Below are 15,872 nucleotides of genomic sequence, written 5' to 3' on the forward strand. Positions count from 1 at the left end.
CCCGCTAACCTTACCGCAACGGCAACGCTAGCGGTAGCGTTTTGTCTGGCTATTTTGATCCTGTTCAGCCAGCCATGCCAGCTTCTCGCCAATTTTACCTTCCAACCCACGAGAGGTCGGTTGATAGTAACGCGTATTGACCATTTCTGGCGGAAAATAGCTCTCACCGGCAGCGTAGGCGTGGGCTTCGTCGTGGGCGTAACGGTACTCAGCCCCCAGCCCCATCGCTTTCATCAGCTTGGTCGGCGCGTTGCGCAGATGTTCCGGCACATCGTAATCAGCCTGTTCTCTGGCATCGCGCATCGCCGCTTTGAAGGCGGTATAAACCGCATTGCTCTTCGGCGCACAGGCCAGGTAGACGATTGCCTGTGCGATGGCGCGTTCGCCTTCCGCAGGCCCCACGCGTGTGAAACAATCCCAGGCGGCGATCGCCACCTGCATGCCGCGCGGATCGGCGTTGCCGATATCTTCAGAGGCAATCGCCAGCAGACGGCGCGCCACGTACAGCGGGTCACCGCCAGCAGTGATAATACGTGCATACCAGTACAGTGCGGCGTCTGGTGCCGAACCGCGCACCGATTTATGTAATGCAGAGATCAGGTCGTAATAGCGATCCCCTTTATTGTCGAAGCGTGCACTGCGTTCACCCAATACCTCTTTCAGCAGTTCGGGCGTCAGTACTTTCATCCCTTTGGTGTCGATTTCCGCCATATCAGCCATCATTTCCAAGCTGTTCAGCGCCCGGCGCGCGTCACCCCCCACCAGTTCCGACAACATACGGCGCGTCTCTTCCGGCAATTCGATATTCTGGCCACCTAAGCCACGCTTACTGTCGTTCATCGCCTGATCCAGTACCTGGCTGATGTCCCCAGCAGCCAACGCCTTTAGCAGATAAACGCGGGCGCGCGACAACAATGCCGAGTTGAGTTCAAATGAGGGGTTTTCGGTGGTCGCACCGATAAAGGTGATGGTGCCGTCTTCGATATGTGGCAGAAAAGCATCCTGCTGGCTTTTATTGAACCGGTGTACCTCATCAACAAACAGGATAGTGCGGCGGCCAGCTCTACGGTTTTGCCGTGCATGCTCGATCGCCTCGCGGATTTCTTTAATGCCGGAAGTGACAGCGGAAATGCGCTCGACATCCGCCTGACCATAACGGCCGATTAACTCTGCCAGCGTTGTTTTCCCGGTGCCGGGTGGGCCCCACAAAATCATCGAGTGCAACTGCCCGGCTTCAATGGCGCGTGGCAGCGGCTTGCCAGCGGCCAACAGATGCTGCTGGCCAATATATTGCACCAACGTGGTCGGCCGCATGCGGGCGGCCAACGGCTGGAACTCATTTTGGAAAAAATCAAGCGACAGATTACTCACTGGTGCCTCACTGACGCTGGTCGTCCAGCGTCACCCCCTGTGGCGGGATAAATGTGAATTTGGTGGCATCGGCAGAAACGTCCTGCTGGCTTTTCAGCACATAGGTACTGCGTTGCCCATCCTGCTCCACCGCAGCGAAACTGCGGATAGTGCCGCTATGAGTCACAGTAATGGCGAACTGCTTCAGGTTACCGCTGCTGGATTTTGGCGTCAGCTCAAAATCATCGCCTTTCTGCTTAACCTGGTATTGTTTCCAATCATTGGCATTGTTGCGGGTGATCAGCATGAACGGTGTCTTGCCGGTGGCATTCTTCAGCCAGGTCGCCGTCACCTGCTCAACGAATGGGTTATAGAACCATAGGGTCTGACCATCGGAAATTAACACACTCTCATCCGGCGAGGTCATGTGCCAATTAAACAAGTTCGGGCGTTTTATCCACAGTTCGCCTGCGCCCTGTTGAACCGCAGCGCCATCACTACTGGTGACAGTCTGAGAGAAGTGGGCGTGGAAGCTGTTCACTTTAGCCAGACGATTTTGCAAATCCTGCGTGGCGTCAGCCAGCACGGAGGTGGACGCAAATCCCGAAAGCAGACAGCAGGCCACTAACAGTTTTTTCATTATTCCAGATACCTTATGAAATACGTTAACCGCAAGGCGGTGCCGTGCGAGCCAAATTACCCCTAACCACCGTTACCCTATCCGAAGCCACTTCACCTATTACAAGCAAAAGCCAGGGGTTACACTTCTTTGCACAAGGGCCGCTTAGCGGCCCTTTATAATTGAATCACAGTGGTTAGACGTGCGTCAGTCTTGCCGTGGTGGTGCCAGTACCTCGCGGTTGCCGTTATGCCCCTGCTCGCTGACAATACCCTGCGCTTCCATCTGTTCGATGATACGCGCGGCGCGGTTATAGCCAATGCGGAATTGGCGCTGAACGCCGGAGATGGAGGCACGGCGCTTTTCCACCACGAACTCCACCGCTTGATCAAACAGCGGATCAAGATCGTCATCGCCCTCCATGCCGCCTGCACTCCCTTCACCCTCTTCACCGCCACTGAGTATCCCCTCTTTATACTGGGGACGCTCACGCGCTTTCCAATCCTTAACCACGGCGTGCACTTCCTGATCACGCACAAATGCGCCATGCACGCGTACCGGAATTGAGGAGTTCGGTGCCAGATACAGCATATCCCCCATCCCTAACAGCGATTCGGCACCGCCTTGGTCAAGGATAGTACGCGAATCAATCTTGCTGGATACGGTAAAAGCAATACGTGTTGGGATATTAGCCTTGATCAGGCCGGTGATCACATCCACCGACGGACGCTGGGTCGCCAGCACCAGGTGGATACCCGCCGCACGCGCTTTCTGTGCCAGACGGGCAATGAGTTCTTCGACTTTTTTGCCGACTGTCATGATCAGATCGGCGAATTCGTCAACCATCACCACGATATAAGGCTCTTTCTCCAACACAGGTGGTGTGATGTCCATGCTATCTGTCGGTTTCCAGAATGGATCTGGGATCGGGCGGCCCATAGCTTCAGCCTGATCGACGCGCTCGTTGTAGCCAGCCAGGTTACGCACGCCCAATGCAGACATCAGCTTGTAACGGCGTTCCATCTCCGCCACACACCAGCGCAATGCATTGGCGGCATCTTTCATATCGGTCACTACGTCGGTCAACAGATGCGGTATACCTTCGTAGACTGACAGCTCCAGCATTTTTGGGTCGATCATGATAAAGCGCACCTCTTTCGGCGTCGCCTTATACAAGATGCTCAGGATCATCGCGTTGACCCCGACTGATTTACCTGAACCCGTAGTACCTGCCACCAACAGGTGCGGCATTTTGCCCAGTTCGGCTACCACCGGCTCGCCAGAGATATCTTTACCCAGCACGATAGACAATGGCGACGGATTGTCGCGGAATGCTGGGCAATCCAGTACTTCTCGCAGATACACGGTTTGACGTTTGGTGTTCGGCAACTCCAGCCCTACATACGGTCTGCCGGGGATCACTTCAACCACGCGCACCGCCGAGGTTGACAGTGAACGAGCCAGATCACGCGATAGGTTGGAAATACGCGCGGCTTTGACCCCCGGTGCTAAATCTAGCTCGAAACGGGTGATCACCGGCCCCGGTAGAATATCCACTACCTCGGCTTTGACCCGGTAATCAGCCAGGCTAGCTTCCACCAAACGTGCTTTTTGTTCTAGCTCAAAGGAATCCACCGGTTCCACCTCTTTCGGGGCTTCTGCCAGCAGAGCTAGTGTTGGCAGCGGGGTAGTCGGCTTCTGCAACGGCATATCATTGCGCATCAGAAACGGGTGGATCAGGCTATCTATCTCAGGTTGTGATGCAGCAGGCTTAGACTGACCACAAGGGCTATCACTTTGCTGTTCAGTACGCTCTTCCAACGAGGGTGACAAACTGAGCTGTGGCTCGCTAGGATCATCGTCCACCAGACCGTCCATCGGGGAAAAACTGAAAGCGTTGTAGGTATCAACTTGGCTTACCGCAGGGGGTTGCACAGCAGGCTTATGTTGCCCATAGCGTGCCTGCTGCTGTTCACTGAACGCCTGGTGCAGCACGGCGCGCTGCTGGCCGTCTTCGTGTTGCCGGTCAGCAGCGTCAGGCTGTGGTGGCTCTACCGCACCCTGACGCTGTTTATGCTCGGCGGCGCGCTGCGAAGGCAGCTTGATACCATAGGACGCCAGTGCGCGCCGGGTGGGAATACGTACCGGATTTGGTCGGGGCAATTCAGGGCCTATGCCCTGTTTGACCTGCGGGTTGCCATCGCTGGTCGCGGCAAAGGCTGGCATAAAGGTATTAGCGACACCCGCAGCTACCTGAGATTTCTTGCTGCCAAACAGCGTGTCCGCTGCATCAGCAAATGAACTGCTGACGTTGCTCTGTGATGGCGCGGAGAAATCAAACGGCGAATGATCGCGCCGCAGCGTTGCATCAGGTTCCGGCAAATTGTTGTCACATCGTGGTTCATCAGCGTGCTGATAGGGATCAACGGTGCAAGCCACCTTAGGTGCTGGCGTTTCCTCTGGGATCTCAACTGAATACAGCGGCGGTAGTGTATTTTCCGCTAGTACGTTCATCGGATGCTGGCTGACCGAAGCCCGCTCAACGCTCATCGGCGATGCCTGCACAATAATCGGCGCAGCTTCACTATCATCATCCTCGTTATTGCTGGCGCAGATGCCGCTGAACAGCGGCTCCCCAGAATCTGCCACCGCCACTTCGGCAGTTTCCACCAGGACTTTAGGCGCGGATAACAGTACATCGTCATCTAGCGTAGCCGCCCCTTGCACTGTGGGTTTAGGCTCATCGACGGCATAGCCACTGTCATCGCTGTAATTGAGTTCTTCGCGGCGCGAACGGTTGGTCATAAAGGTAGCAACACCCAGCACCGCACCGCCGATCTTCTCGGCGATCATCAGCCATGACCAGCCGGTGAACAGCGTCACCCCTGCCGCCCAAATACAAAGTAGCACCAGCGTAGCACCAACACCGCTAAATTGAGGTAGCATGGCATTACTGAGTAAGCTACCGATAACACCGCCGGATGCAAAGTAATAAAGATCGTCAACATTCAGCGCGGCCAGGCCGCAGAAGGTGAACACCATCGCCAGCGTGCCGATCAGACGCAATGAGAGCGCAAAATAGTCGATATACTCGCTGCTGCCACGCTGCTGGCGATAGGCTACCCAGCACAGAACCAGCATAATCGGCGGTATCGCATAGGCGATCACCCCAAAGATAAATAACAGCATATCGGCCATCCAAGCACCGATGCCACCGCCAAAATTACGAATAGGTTCATGCCACGCTGTCTGCGACCAGCTTGGGTCAGAGGGATTAAAACTGAGCAGCGCAACCATAAGGTAAACGGCAAAAACCGCTATTACGATCAACACAGCCTCCAGCAAACGCTGGCCACTGCTGAGTTTTTTCAAGGTAACTGCTTTATCTTCTGTATATTCCTGGCTCAAAAAAGGCTCTCCAGGTTCCTGTAGTTGGCATAGCAACAGCACCGAAGCGCTTCCCCGGCACTGAAACTGTATGGATAAACAGGAGTGTAACCAATTTAATCAGGTTTTGCACCTTAACGTGTTTTGATCACCAGACGGTTGCTCTGTTTAACTTCTTCCATGACCACGTAAGTGCGGGTGTCGTTAACCCCCGGCAAACGCAGCAGTGTTTCACCCAGTAGCTTGCGGTAAGCCGACATGTCCGGCACACGGGTTTTCAACAGGTAGTCGAAATCACCGGAAACCAGATGACACTCCTGAATTTCTTCAAGCTTTTGCACTGCTGAGTTAAATTGCTCAAACACATCCGGCGCGCCACGATTTAGCGTGATTTCCACGAAAACCAGCAAGGAGGCATCCAGATAATGCGGATTAAGCAATGCGGTGTAGCCATGAATAAAACTCTGGCGCTCAAGGCGTCGCACACGTTCTAAACAGGGCGTTGGAGATAACCCCACACGCTTCGAAAGCTCCACGTTCGAAATACGGCCATCCTTCTGTAGCTCGTTCAGGATATTGCGGTCGATACGATCAAGATCTTTGCCAGGGCGTTTCTTATTCTCTGCCATTATTATTGTCTCTCTTATTTTCTTCCTTGCGCTCGCAACGCTTTAGCCAACATCAATATGTCTAGAGCGGGTTTCAAGCGAAGACCTGTTACCTGCATATGTTTTGCTGCTTTTATTATTGCACACTACACAGTCTGCGCTAACGTTGAGAAAAAACCTGTCAGCGCTTGCGCGTCGCTTCCCACCATGCAATGGTGCCGCCATGGCACAACAAAAATAGGTACGATTTGCTGGCGTTACAGGGATAATTTCTTCTTCGTGTGATGTTTTCGCAAATGTGTAGCGGATTGTCAAAGCAAAAGAAGCAAATTCAGAAGAACGTACCGTCACGAAAAGTCAGCCCCCAATTTTTAGTGATGAATCGCTGGCTTGCAAAAACCATGCAATAAATTAAATTTCTGTGTGCGATGCTTATCATTATCTGGACAAAAATGAATTCACAGGCAGTAACTATCCATACTTGGCGTCTGCAACCTCAACTGACGCTTTTTTTACTGCACCATTTTCCCTACAATCGGTGCCATCCATCCACCATTGTGGGAAAAGAGGTCATTCATGGGTACGGCTAAACATAGTAAATTGATGATCCTGGGTTCCGGCCCAGCTGGCTACACCGCCGCCGTTTATGCAGCGCGTGCCAACCTAAACCCGGTACTCATTACCGGTATGGAACAAGGTGGTCAGTTGACGACGACCAGCGAAGTGGAAAACTGGCCAGGCGATGCTGAAGATCTGACCGGCCCTGCCCTGATGGAGCGTATGCGTCAGCACGCAGAAAAATTCCACACCGAGATCCTGTTCGATCACATCACCCGCGTCGATCTACAGCAGCGCCCGTTCCGCCTATTTGGCGACAGCGGTGAATACACCTGTGATGCATTGATCATCGCTACCGGGGCCTCTGCCCGCTACCTCGGCCTGCCTTCTGAAGAAGCCTTCAAGGGCAAAGGTGTTTCCGCCTGTGCCACTTGCGACGGTTTCTTCTACCGTAACCAGAAAGTTGCCGTAGTCGGTGGCGGCAACACCGCAGTTGAGGAAGCGCTGTACCTGTCCAATATCGCTTCTGAAGTGCACCTGATCCACCGCCGAGACAGCTTCCGCTCTGAGAAGATCCTAATCAACCGCCTGATGGAGAAAGTGAACAGCGGCAACATAGTGCTGCACACTGACCATAAGTTGGATGAAGTATTGGGCACTGAGATGGGCGTGACCGGTGTACGCATCCGCAGCACCAAAATAGAAAACGAAACCCGTAAGCTGGCGTTGGCTGGCGTGTTTATCGCCATCGGCCATAGCCCGAACACCGGCATCTTTGGTGGTCAGTTGGCGCTGGAAAACGGTTATATCAAGGTGCAATCCGGCATCCACGGCAACGCGACCCAAACCTCCATTCCCGGCGTGTTTGCCGCAGGCGATGTGATGGATCATATCTATCGCCAGGCGATCACCTCAGCCGGTACTGGCTGTATGGCGGCTTTGGACGCAGAGCGTTATTTGGATGGCTTAGCTGACGCAGTTGTCCGCTAACCCGGACTTTATCTCAATGGCTACGCTTGCAGGACAAAGGGGGAATTTACCTCCAATGAGATCCACGCCGCTGCCAACCCGCTGTTTAACGGCACCAAGCCGGAAAAAGCGACAAGCGGCAGCGGGATTTTGCCGCATCGGACGTTGGATAACAGGATTTCTTGCCTAAAAGCCGTCTCAGCGTGGCTGAGGCTATTTATCCAGCGAATTTTGACCACTTTATTATTTTCGGTCTGCTGGATGACGGGGTAACATTAGCTTTTGTTGGTTCGCTTCAAGTTGAGGCAACCACTTTTTTAACAGCATATAACCTTGTTTGTAACAAACAGGTGCCAGCAGTGCAGACTCTATTCTGATGAAAAAAACCAGACAACAGCAGTTAACCCAGTGGCTTAAAACCCAGGGTTCGTTGGCACAGCGTTGGCTGCGGCTTTCCATGCTGTTGGGGCTGATAAGCGGCATTCTGATTGTCGCACAAACCTGGCTGTTGGCTGCCTTGCTGCATGCCCTGATCATCGCGCATACCCCACGTGAACAATTGCTCCCGTCCTTTGTCTGGCTAGCCACCACCTTCGCACTGCGTGCGCTGCTAAGCTGGCTGCGGGAGCGCGTTGGTTTCATCTGCGGCCAAGTGATCCGCCAACGCATACGCCAGCAGGTGCTGGACAAGTTGCAACAGCTCGGCCCAGCCTGGATCCAGAATAAACCAGCAGGCAGTTGGGCCAGTATCATTGTCGAGCAGATTGAAGACATGCAGGATTATTATTCCCGTTATTTGCCGCAAATATCTCTGGCCGTGTTTATTCCGCTGCTGATCCTGATCACTGTCTTCCCAATCAACTGGGCAGCCGGTGCTATTCTGCTGACCACCGCACCGCTGATCCCGCTGTTTATGGTGTTAGTCGGTATGGGTGCCGCTGATGCCAACCGCCGCAATTTCGTGGCGTTGGCACGGCTGAGCGGCAATTTCCTCGACCGCCTGCGTGGGCTGGACAGCTTGCGCCTGTTCAACCGAGCAGTTGCGGAAACGGCGCAGATCGCCAAGTCGTCGGAAGACTTCCGTAGCCGCACCATGGAGGTGCTACGCTTGGCCTTCCTGTCATCAGCGGTGCTGGAATTCTTCGCGTCGCTCTCCATCGCCGTGCTGGCGGTTTATTTTGGTTTCTCCTACCTTGGCGAGCTTAACTTCGGTAGCTACGGCCTTGGCGTCACGCTGTTTTCTGGTTTTTTTGTGTTGATGCTAGCACCAGAGTTCTTCCAACCGCTACGCGATCTCGGTACCTTCTACCACGCAAAAGCGCAAGCGGTGGGCGCAGCGGAGGCGTTGGAAACCTTTCTCAGTGCCGAGGGTGAGCAGATGGGCGGCGGCACGCAGACACTGGCGGCGGATACGCCGCTGGCATTGCAGGCATTCGATCTGGAGATCTTGTCACCCAACGGCGTGCGGCTGGCCGGCCCACTGAGCTTTACCCTGTATGCTGGTCAACGCGTGGCACTGGTCGGGTTGAGCGGCGCAGGTAAAAGCTCGCTGCTGAACCTGCTACTTGGCTTCCTGCCCTATCGTGGTTCCCTGACAGTAAACGGCATCGAACTGCGCGAGCTGGCCTGCGAAGACTGGCATCGGCAAGTAAGTTGGGTTGGGCAAAACCCACACTTGCCGGCGCAGACGCTGCGCGCCAATATCCTGCTAGGGCATCCGCAAGCCAGTGCAGCGCAACTGCTGCAAGCGGTAGAGCTGTCCTACGTCAGCGAATTGTTACCTCTCTTGCCCCAGGGACTGGAGACTGAGGTCGGCGACAACGCGCTTCGTTTGTCGGTCGGTCAGGCGCAACGTGTCGCGGTCGCCCGCGCGTTGATCGGCCCGCGCAGGCTACTGTTACTCGATGAGCCGGCCGCCAGCCTTGATGCCCACAGCGAACAGCGGGTAATGCAGGCGTTGAACGCCGCTTCGCATCAGCAAACCACCCTGCTGGTCACCCATCAGTTGGCAGATACCAAAGACTATGACCAGATTTGGGTGATGAACAGCGGACGTATCGTTCAGCAAGGTGATTACGCCACGCTCAGCACCCAGCCGGGGCTGTTCGCCAAGCTGAACGCCCATCGTTGCGGAGATCTATAATCATGCGCATTTTGCTGCCGTTCCTGGCGCTGTATCGCCGCCACAGCCTGCTGATCTGCCTGGGCATCCTGCTGGCGATCGTTACCCTGCTGGCTAGCATTGGACTGCTGGCGTTGTCCGGCTGGTTTCTGGCCGCCTCCGCGCTGGCCGGGCTGGCGGGGCTGTTTACTTTCAATTACATGCTACCGGCCGCCGGGGTGCGCGGGGCGGCGATTTTCCGTACCGCTGGGCGCTATGCCGAGCGGGTAGTCAGTCACGATGCCACCTTCCGCGTGCTGTCGCATCTGCGGGTGTTCACCTTCAACAAGATCTTGCCGTTGTCGCCGGGCGGTATCGCTCGCTTCCGTCAGGCCGAACTGCTTAACCGCCTGGTGGCGGACGTCGATACGCTGGATCACCTTTATCTACGCGTGATCTCGCCGTTGACCAGCGCAGCAGTGGTGATCCTGGTAGTAACCTACGGCCTGAGTTGGCTGGATCTTTCACTGGCACTGACGCTGGGCGGTATTTTGCTGTTGCTGCTGTTGCTGGTACCGCCGGCGTTTTATCACACTGGCAAACCGATAGGTGGTCAATTGACCGATCTGCGTGGTCAGTACCGCACCGAACTGACCGCTTGGCTACAAGGCCAGGCCGAACTGCGAATCTTCGGCGGCGTCAATGAGTTTCGTAACAGACTGAACGCCATCGAATATCATTGGCAGCGTTACCAATGGCAGCAAGCCTCGCTGGGCGGTATCGCACAGGCGTTGATGATCCTCGCCAGCGGCCTGACGGTGACGCTGCTACTGTGGCTGGCCGCCACCGGCATTGGCGGCAACAGCCAACCCGGTGCACTGATCGCACTGTTTGCCTTCGCTGCGTTGGCAGCGTTTGAAGTAATGATGCCGGTGGCCGGTGCCTTCCAGCACCTCGGCCAGGTCATCGCTTCAGCGATACGGGTCAAACAAATCATAGACCGTCGGCCAGAAGTCACCTTTCCTGCTATCGGCCCGGCTGCCAAAGACCAGGTGGCGCTGAGTCTACAACAGTTGACCTTCACCTATCCCGGCCAGCTGCTGCCGGTACTGCGCGGCGTAGCGCTGGAGGTAGCGGCTGGAGAACATATCGCGCTGCTTGGCCGCACCGGTTGTGGAAAATCCACGTTGTTGCAACTGTTGACCCGTGCCTGGGATGTCGATGGTGGAAAAATTCTGCTCAACGGCCAGCCATTGCAGGCGTATGATGAGGCTACGCTACGCCAGATGACCGCCGTGGTCAGCCAGCGGGTACATATCTTCAGTAATACGTTGCGGGAAAACCTGCTCCTCGCCGCACCTTCTGCCACTGATGAACGGCTGGGTGAGGTGCTCCAACTGGTCGGACTGACCAATCTGCTAGAGAGTGAAGGATTGCACGCCTGGCTGGGTGATGGGGGCCGCCAGCTTTCCGGCGGTGAACAACGCCGATTGGGTATCGCCCGCGCACTACTGCACTCGGCACCGCTGCTGCTGTTGGATGAACCGACCGAAGGGCTGGATGCCGAAACTGAACAGCAGATCCTGGCGCTGCTACGCCACCACTGTCAGGGCAAAACACTGATTCTGGTGACGCACCGCCTCTATGGGCTGGAGCAGTTTGACCGTATCTGCGTGATCGACAACGGTCAGGTTGTTGAACAAGGCACTCCTGCTGCCCTGATGGATCAACAGGGGCATTACACTCGTTTCCACCGGCGTATCAACGTAACGCCGTATAATGGGCTGTAGAGGACGTTGAGACCCTAATGCGCATTGTTAAGCTATCCTCGCAGTCACTGCTCTTTCCCTCCCCTGAGAGCGCACTGCGCGATCCTAACGGTCTGCTGGCAATTGGCGGTGACCTAACGGTGCCACGCTTGCGGGAAGCCTATGAACACGGCATCTTCCCTTGGTATTCGCCTGGGAAAGCGATTCTGTGGTGGTCACCCGATCCACGGGCGATATTGTTTCCAGCAGAGCGTCATCTCAGCCGCAGCCTGAAACGCTTTCTGCGCAGCAACCCGTTTTGCATCACCCTCAACCATGACTTTGCCGCAGTGATCGCTGCCTGCGCCCATCGGCCACATGAAAGCACCTGGATTGGTCCTGAGATGCTGCACGCCTATCTGCAATTGCATCTTCTCGGCTACGCCCATTCGGTGGAAGTCTGGCAGCAAGGCCAACTGGTCGGCGGTATGTACGGTGTGGCGCAGGGCGCGCTGTTCTGCGGCGAGTCGATGTTCAGCCATGTTAGCAATGCTTCCAAGTGTGCCCTGATGGCTTTTTGCCGGCATTTTGCTGCTTATGGCGGAGAATTGATTGACTGTCAGGTGCTTAACGCTCACACTGCTCAGCTTGGGGCAAGAGAAATCCCTCGACACCAATTTTTACAACAGCTCAGCGACCTTCAGCGCAAGCCGTTAGCGCCGGGATGCTGGCTATCGCAAGTCCTACCCCCACAGTAGGCTGCGCCGCCCTCTCCAACAAGCTAATTTGCGGAAACGGTGCAATGTCCACCAACACGCCTTTACATAATGTAGGTTTTTCGGCATTATCTTGCCGATTAAAAATTAAGGTTGTTAGACCTAGAGGATTAGATGGCCAAAGAAGACAATATTGAAATGCAAGGCACCGTACTTGATACGTTGCCAAACACCATGTTCCGTGTTGAATTGGAAAACGGGCACGTAGTAACCGCACATATCTCCGGTAAAATGCGTAAGAACTATATCCGCATCCTGACAGGCGACAAAGTTACTGTAGAGCTCACCCCGTACGACCTGAGCAAAGGGCGCATTGTCTTCCGAAGCCGTTGATCGGCGCATCGGTCGCCAGGCACTGGCAGCATTGAGGATGCCACCCTACCCCATAGCAATGTTCAACATCGCGTTTTAGGGGCGCAGGTAAAAGAGAGGGCTAACTCATTTTATTTGCGAATTTTCACCCATAAAAAAGCGATGCCGCAGCATCGCTTCTTCTTTACCGGCCCCGTAGTCTAAGAACCTATCCCAGTAGGCTCCTAGTGCATCGCCCCCTCAGCCGCCTTGCGCATCGACGCGCTGAGGAAGTGATAGGTCAGTTGTTTTTTGTCTTTATCCAGCTTGACTTTCACAGACCCCCCGTTCACCAGTGAGCCAAACAGCAGTTCGTTGGCTAGCGGTTTCTTCAGGTTTTCTTGCATCACACGTGCCATCGGGCGAGCGCCCATCGCACGGTCATAGCCTTTCACAGACAGCCAATCGCGCGCTTCATCGCTGACTTCCAGCGAAACGCCCTTCGCATCTAACTGTGCTTGCAGTTCAACGATGAACTTGTCAACCACCTGTTGGATCACCTCGCTAGACAAATGGTTAAACCAGATGATGTTGTCCAGACGATTGCGGAATTCCGGTGTAAACACTTTCTTGATCTCTTCCATCGCATCGGTACTATTGTCCTGCTGCACCAGACCAATCGATTTGCGTTCGGTTTCGCGTACCCCGGCGTTAGTCGTCATCACCAAGATCACATTGCGGAAGTCTGCCTTGCGGCCGTTGTTATCGGTCAGCGTGCCATTATCCATCACTTGCAGCAGCAAGTTGAATACGTCTGGGTGCGCCTTCTCGATTTCATCTAGCAGGACTACCGAGTGCGGATGCTTGAGTACCGCATCGGTTAGCAAGCCACCTTGATCATAACCGACATAGCCCGGAGGTGCGCCGATCAGGCGACTGACGGTATGACGCTCCATATATTCGGACATATCAAAACGCAGTAGCTGGATGTCCATCGCTTTGGCCAGTTGCATCGTCACCTCGGTTTTCCCGACCCCAGTCGGCCCAGCGAACAGGAACGACCCCACCGGCTGGCGATCGTGGCCTAGGCCAGCGCGGCTCATTTTAATCGCTTCAGTCAAGGCTTCTATCGCCTGATCTTGGCCGAACACCAACATTTTCAGACGGTCACTCAGGCTTCTCAGCACATCGCGATCGCTGGCAGACACAGTTTTTTCTGGAATACGTGCAATGCGCGCCACCACGGATTCGATGTCCGCCACGTTAATGGTTTTCTTGCGTTTACTGACCGGCATCAACCGGCTGCGAGCGCCCACTTCGTCGATCACATCGATCGCCTTATCTGGCAAATACCGATCATTGATGTATTTCACCGACAGTTCCACCGCAGCGCGGATCGCCTTGGCAGTGTAACGCACATCGTGGTGCGCCTCATATTTGGTTTTCAGCCCGTTGATGATCTGAATAGTCTCTTCTGGCGTTGGCTCAGTAATATCAATTTTCTGGAAGCGGCGTGCCAGCGCACGGTCTTTTTCGAAAATATTGCTGAACTCCTGATAGGTAGTCGAACCGACTACCCGGATCTTGCCGCTGGACAGCAGCGGCTTAATCAGGTTTGCAGCATCCACCTGACCGCCGGAAGCCGCACCAGCGCCGATGATGGCATGAATTTCGTCGATAAACAGGATACTATTCTGATCCTGTTCCAGTTGTTTTAGCAGCGCCTTGAAGCGTTTCTCGAAGTCACCACGGTATTTAGTGCCAGCCAGCAGCGAACCGATGTCCAGCGAGTGCAGTATACAGTCCTCCATCACTTCCGGCACATCGCCCTGCACGATACGCAAAGCCAGCCCTTCGGCGATAGCGGTTTTGCCTACGCCGGATTCACCCACCAACAGTGGATTGTTTTTACGGCGGCGGCATAACACCTGGATCGTGCGTTCCAGTTCTGGGTCACGACCAATCAGCGGATCAATACCACCCACGCGAGCCAACTGGTTGAGGTTGGTGGTGAAGTTTTCCATACGGTCTTCCCCTCCAGGCTGCTCTTCATTCACCGGATTTTCCGCATGGGGTGCTTGGCCTGGCTCGTCTTTGCGCATGCCATGTGAAATGAAATTCACGATATCAAGACGGCTTACATCATGTTTGCGCAACAGATAAGCCGCCTGCGACTCCTGCTCGCTGAAAATCGCCACCAGCACGTTGGCACCGGAAACTTCGCTGCGACCGGAAGATTGCACATGGAAAACCGCACGCTGCAACACGCGCTGGAAGCTGAGCGTTGGCTGAGTATCGCGCTCTTCTTCGCTAGCGGGCAGCTTCGGCGTAGTTTGTTCAATGAAGGCTCCCAGTTCCTGACGCAACGCGGCCAAATCCACCGTACATGCCCCAAGCGCTTCCCGCGCGGCAGGGTTGCTAAGTAGTGCCAACAACAGGTGCTCCACAGTCATAAACTCGTGTCTGTGCTCACGCGCCCTGGCGAAAGCCATGTTGAGACTAAGTTCTAGTTCTTGATTGAGCATAAGCACATCCCCAATAAATCGCCTTAATCAGGCTTTTTCCAGCGTACAAAGTAACGGGTACTCGTTTTCCCTTGCGTAGCAATTCACATGAATGACTTTAGTTTCCGCTACCTCGGCAGTAAAAACACCACAAATCGCCTTGCCATGATAGTGAACCCTAAGCATCAGTTGCGTTGCGCGTTCAATATCATAAAAAAAGAACTTTTGTAAAACGTCAATGACAAATTCCATTGGCGTGTAATCATCGTTGTTAAGTATAACTTTATACATAGATGGCGGTTTTAGCGCATCGATTTGTTTTTCTTCGGTTAAATGTTCAAAATTCAACCAATCATTATTATTACCCATCGCTGCTCTGCCTTGTTATATGGGAGCGAGTTTGGTTATTCAAAGTAGGAGATCGCCGCTATTTTATCATCTTTGTCATTATTTCGCCGCACTGTAGTCTGCACAAAAATCGCTGACAAATTTGTTACCAAACATGTTAATAACGTTATCTGCTTCAAACTTTGGTGAACCTCTCCCCACCGGCCAACACCGCCTCCTTGACGTAATGATCATTTACTCTAGAGTGTTATCTGGTGATCTTTTAACCACCTGAAACCTGTCTCTGCCAGGGCGGATTCAGTTATTCATCTTACTTATAATGGCGTTCAAGGGATGTAAAGTATGGAGATGGGTACCGTTAAATGGTTTAACAACGCCAAGGGATTTGGGTTTATTTGTCCTGAAAGCGGTGGTGAAGATGTTTTTGCTCATTACTCAACAATTAAGATGGATGGTTACAGAACGTTAAAGGCGGGCCAACAGGTCAGTTTTGATGTGTACCAAGGGCCAAAAGGGAACCATGCAAGCCTTATTGTGCCACTGGAAAACCAAGTACTGACTTAAGCGCCCTCCACAGAGTTGTTATGCAATGACACCCGGTAAAAATGCCAGC

General features: G+C 54.1%; 12 protein-coding genes and 2 pseudogenes. 7 read left to right on the plus strand and 7 right to left on the minus strand.

Annotated elements, in window-relative coordinates; all coding sequences use genetic code 11:
* Positions 1-27: 27 nt before the first annotated feature.
* The 5 genes and pseudogenes from SYMBAF_RS10480 to lrp all read right to left on the minus strand — a co-directional run bounded on the left by SYMBAF_RS10480 (position 28) and on the right by lrp (position 5,985).
* Positions 28-1,371, minus strand: coding sequence for a replication-associated recombination protein A (locus SYMBAF_RS10480; protein WP_040265329.1), 1,344 nt, complete (start codon positions 1,369-1,371; stop codon positions 28-30).
* Positions 1,372-1,378: 7 nt separating this feature from the next.
* A complete protein-coding gene (gene lolA / locus SYMBAF_RS10485) occupies positions 1,379-1,990 on the minus strand; it encodes an outer membrane lipoprotein periplasmic chaperone LolA (protein WP_006708772.1) in 612 nt (203 codons plus the stop codon).
* Positions 1,991-2,176: 186 nt separating this feature from the next.
* Positions 2,177-4,192: pseudogene (locus tag SYMBAF_RS18460) on the minus strand (DNA translocase FtsK); the annotation flags it as partial.
* A 621-nt stretch (positions 4,193-4,813) separates the two neighbouring features.
* A pseudogene (locus SYMBAF_RS18465) lies at positions 4,814-5,419 on the minus strand (DNA translocase FtsK 4TM domain-containing protein); the annotation flags it as partial.
* Between the two features lie 71 nt (positions 5,420-5,490).
* Positions 5,491-5,985 carry a leucine-responsive transcriptional regulator Lrp gene (gene lrp / locus SYMBAF_RS10495; RefSeq protein WP_040265326.1) on the minus strand — a complete coding sequence of 165 codons (495 nt, stop codon included), beginning with the start codon at positions 5,983-5,985 and terminating at the stop codon, positions 5,491-5,493.
* A 555-nt stretch (positions 5,986-6,540) separates the two neighbouring features.
* Between lrp and trxB the strand changes: the two genes are divergently transcribed.
* From trxB to infA, 6 genes are all read left to right on the plus strand, one after another.
* A complete protein-coding gene (gene trxB / locus SYMBAF_RS10500; protein ID WP_040265324.1) occupies positions 6,541-7,512 on the plus strand; it encodes a thioredoxin-disulfide reductase in 972 nt (323 codons plus the stop codon).
* A 161-nt stretch (positions 7,513-7,673) separates the two neighbouring features.
* On the plus strand, positions 7,674-7,868 hold the full coding sequence (locus SYMBAF_RS10505) for a hypothetical protein (RefSeq protein ID WP_146226712.1): 195 nt from the start codon (positions 7,674-7,676) through the stop codon (positions 7,866-7,868).
* Positions 7,868-9,634: a heme ABC transporter permease/ATP-binding protein CydD gene (gene cydD, locus SYMBAF_RS10510; protein ID WP_040265322.1), complete on the plus strand. Its 1,767-nt coding sequence runs from the start codon at positions 7,868-7,870 to the stop codon at positions 9,632-9,634. The genes SYMBAF_RS10505 and cydD overlap by 1 nt, the downstream gene beginning before the upstream one ends.
* Positions 9,635-9,636: 2 nt before the next feature.
* Positions 9,637-11,382, plus strand: coding sequence for a heme ABC transporter ATP-binding protein/permease CydC (cydC, locus tag SYMBAF_RS10515; protein WP_040265320.1), 1,746 nt, complete (start codon positions 9,637-9,639; stop codon positions 11,380-11,382).
* Between the two features lie 17 nt (positions 11,383-11,399).
* Positions 11,400-12,098, plus strand: coding sequence for a leucyl/phenylalanyl-tRNA--protein transferase (aat, locus tag SYMBAF_RS10520; protein WP_040265318.1), 699 nt, complete (start codon positions 11,400-11,402; stop codon positions 12,096-12,098).
* Between the two features lie 132 nt (positions 12,099-12,230).
* Positions 12,231-12,449 carry a translation initiation factor IF-1 gene (infA, locus tag SYMBAF_RS10525; protein WP_002211347.1) on the plus strand — a complete coding sequence of 73 codons (219 nt, stop codon included), beginning with the start codon at positions 12,231-12,233 and terminating at the stop codon, positions 12,447-12,449.
* Between the two features lie 203 nt (positions 12,450-12,652).
* On the opposite strand, the gene clpA is transcribed toward infA, so the two are convergent.
* Entirely contained in the window at positions 12,653-14,932 is a 2,280-nt protein-coding gene (clpA, locus tag SYMBAF_RS10530; RefSeq protein WP_040265314.1) for an ATP-dependent Clp protease ATP-binding subunit ClpA, read from the minus strand.
* Between the two features lie 27 nt (positions 14,933-14,959).
* Positions 14,960-15,280 (minus strand): ATP-dependent Clp protease adapter ClpS, encoded by a 321-nt coding sequence (clpS, locus tag SYMBAF_RS10535; protein WP_040265312.1) that lies wholly within the window; start codon positions 15,278-15,280, stop codon positions 14,960-14,962.
* A 321-nt stretch (positions 15,281-15,601) separates the two neighbouring features.
* Here clpS and cspD point away from each other — a divergent pair, with 321 nt between their 5' ends.
* Positions 15,602-15,823 carry a cold shock-like protein CspD gene (gene cspD / locus SYMBAF_RS10540; RefSeq protein ID WP_006708781.1) on the plus strand — a complete coding sequence of 74 codons (222 nt, stop codon included), beginning with the start codon at positions 15,602-15,604 and terminating at the stop codon, positions 15,821-15,823.
* The last annotated feature ends 49 nt before the right edge of the window (positions 15,824-15,872 follow it).

Origin of the sequence: Serratia symbiotica (genome assembly GCF_000821185.2) — a bacterium.
Lineage (GTDB): Bacteria > Pseudomonadota > Gammaproteobacteria > Enterobacterales > Enterobacteriaceae > Serratia > Serratia symbiotica.

Coding starts and splice junctions, on each gene's coding strand:
- cydD (WP_040265322.1), top strand. CDS start 7,868: ATGAAAAAAACCAGACAACAGCAGTTAACCCAGTGGCTTAAAACCCAG.
- aat (WP_040265318.1), top strand. CDS start 11,400: ATGCGCATTGTTAAGCTATCCTCGCAGTCACTGCTCTTTCCCTCCCCT.
- lrp (WP_040265326.1), bottom strand. CDS start 5,985: ATGGCAGAGAATAAGAAACGCCCTGGCAAAGATCTTGATCGTATCGAC.
- clpA (WP_040265314.1), bottom strand. CDS start 14,932: ATGCTCAATCAAGAACTAGAACTTAGTCTCAACATGGCTTTCGCCAGG.
- lolA (WP_006708772.1), bottom strand. CDS start 1,990: ATGAAAAAACTGTTAGTGGCCTGCTGTCTGCTTTCGGGATTTGCGTCC.
- clpS (WP_040265312.1), bottom strand. CDS start 15,280: ATGGGTAATAATAATGATTGGTTGAATTTTGAACATTTAACCGAAGAA.
- cspD (WP_006708781.1), top strand. CDS start 15,602: ATGGAGATGGGTACCGTTAAATGGTTTAACAACGCCAAGGGATTTGGG.
- cydC (WP_040265320.1), top strand. CDS start 9,637: ATGCGCATTTTGCTGCCGTTCCTGGCGCTGTATCGCCGCCACAGCCTG.
- trxB (WP_040265324.1), top strand. CDS start 6,541: ATGGGTACGGCTAAACATAGTAAATTGATGATCCTGGGTTCCGGCCCA.
- infA (WP_002211347.1), top strand. CDS start 12,231: ATGGCCAAAGAAGACAATATTGAAATGCAAGGCACCGTACTTGATACG.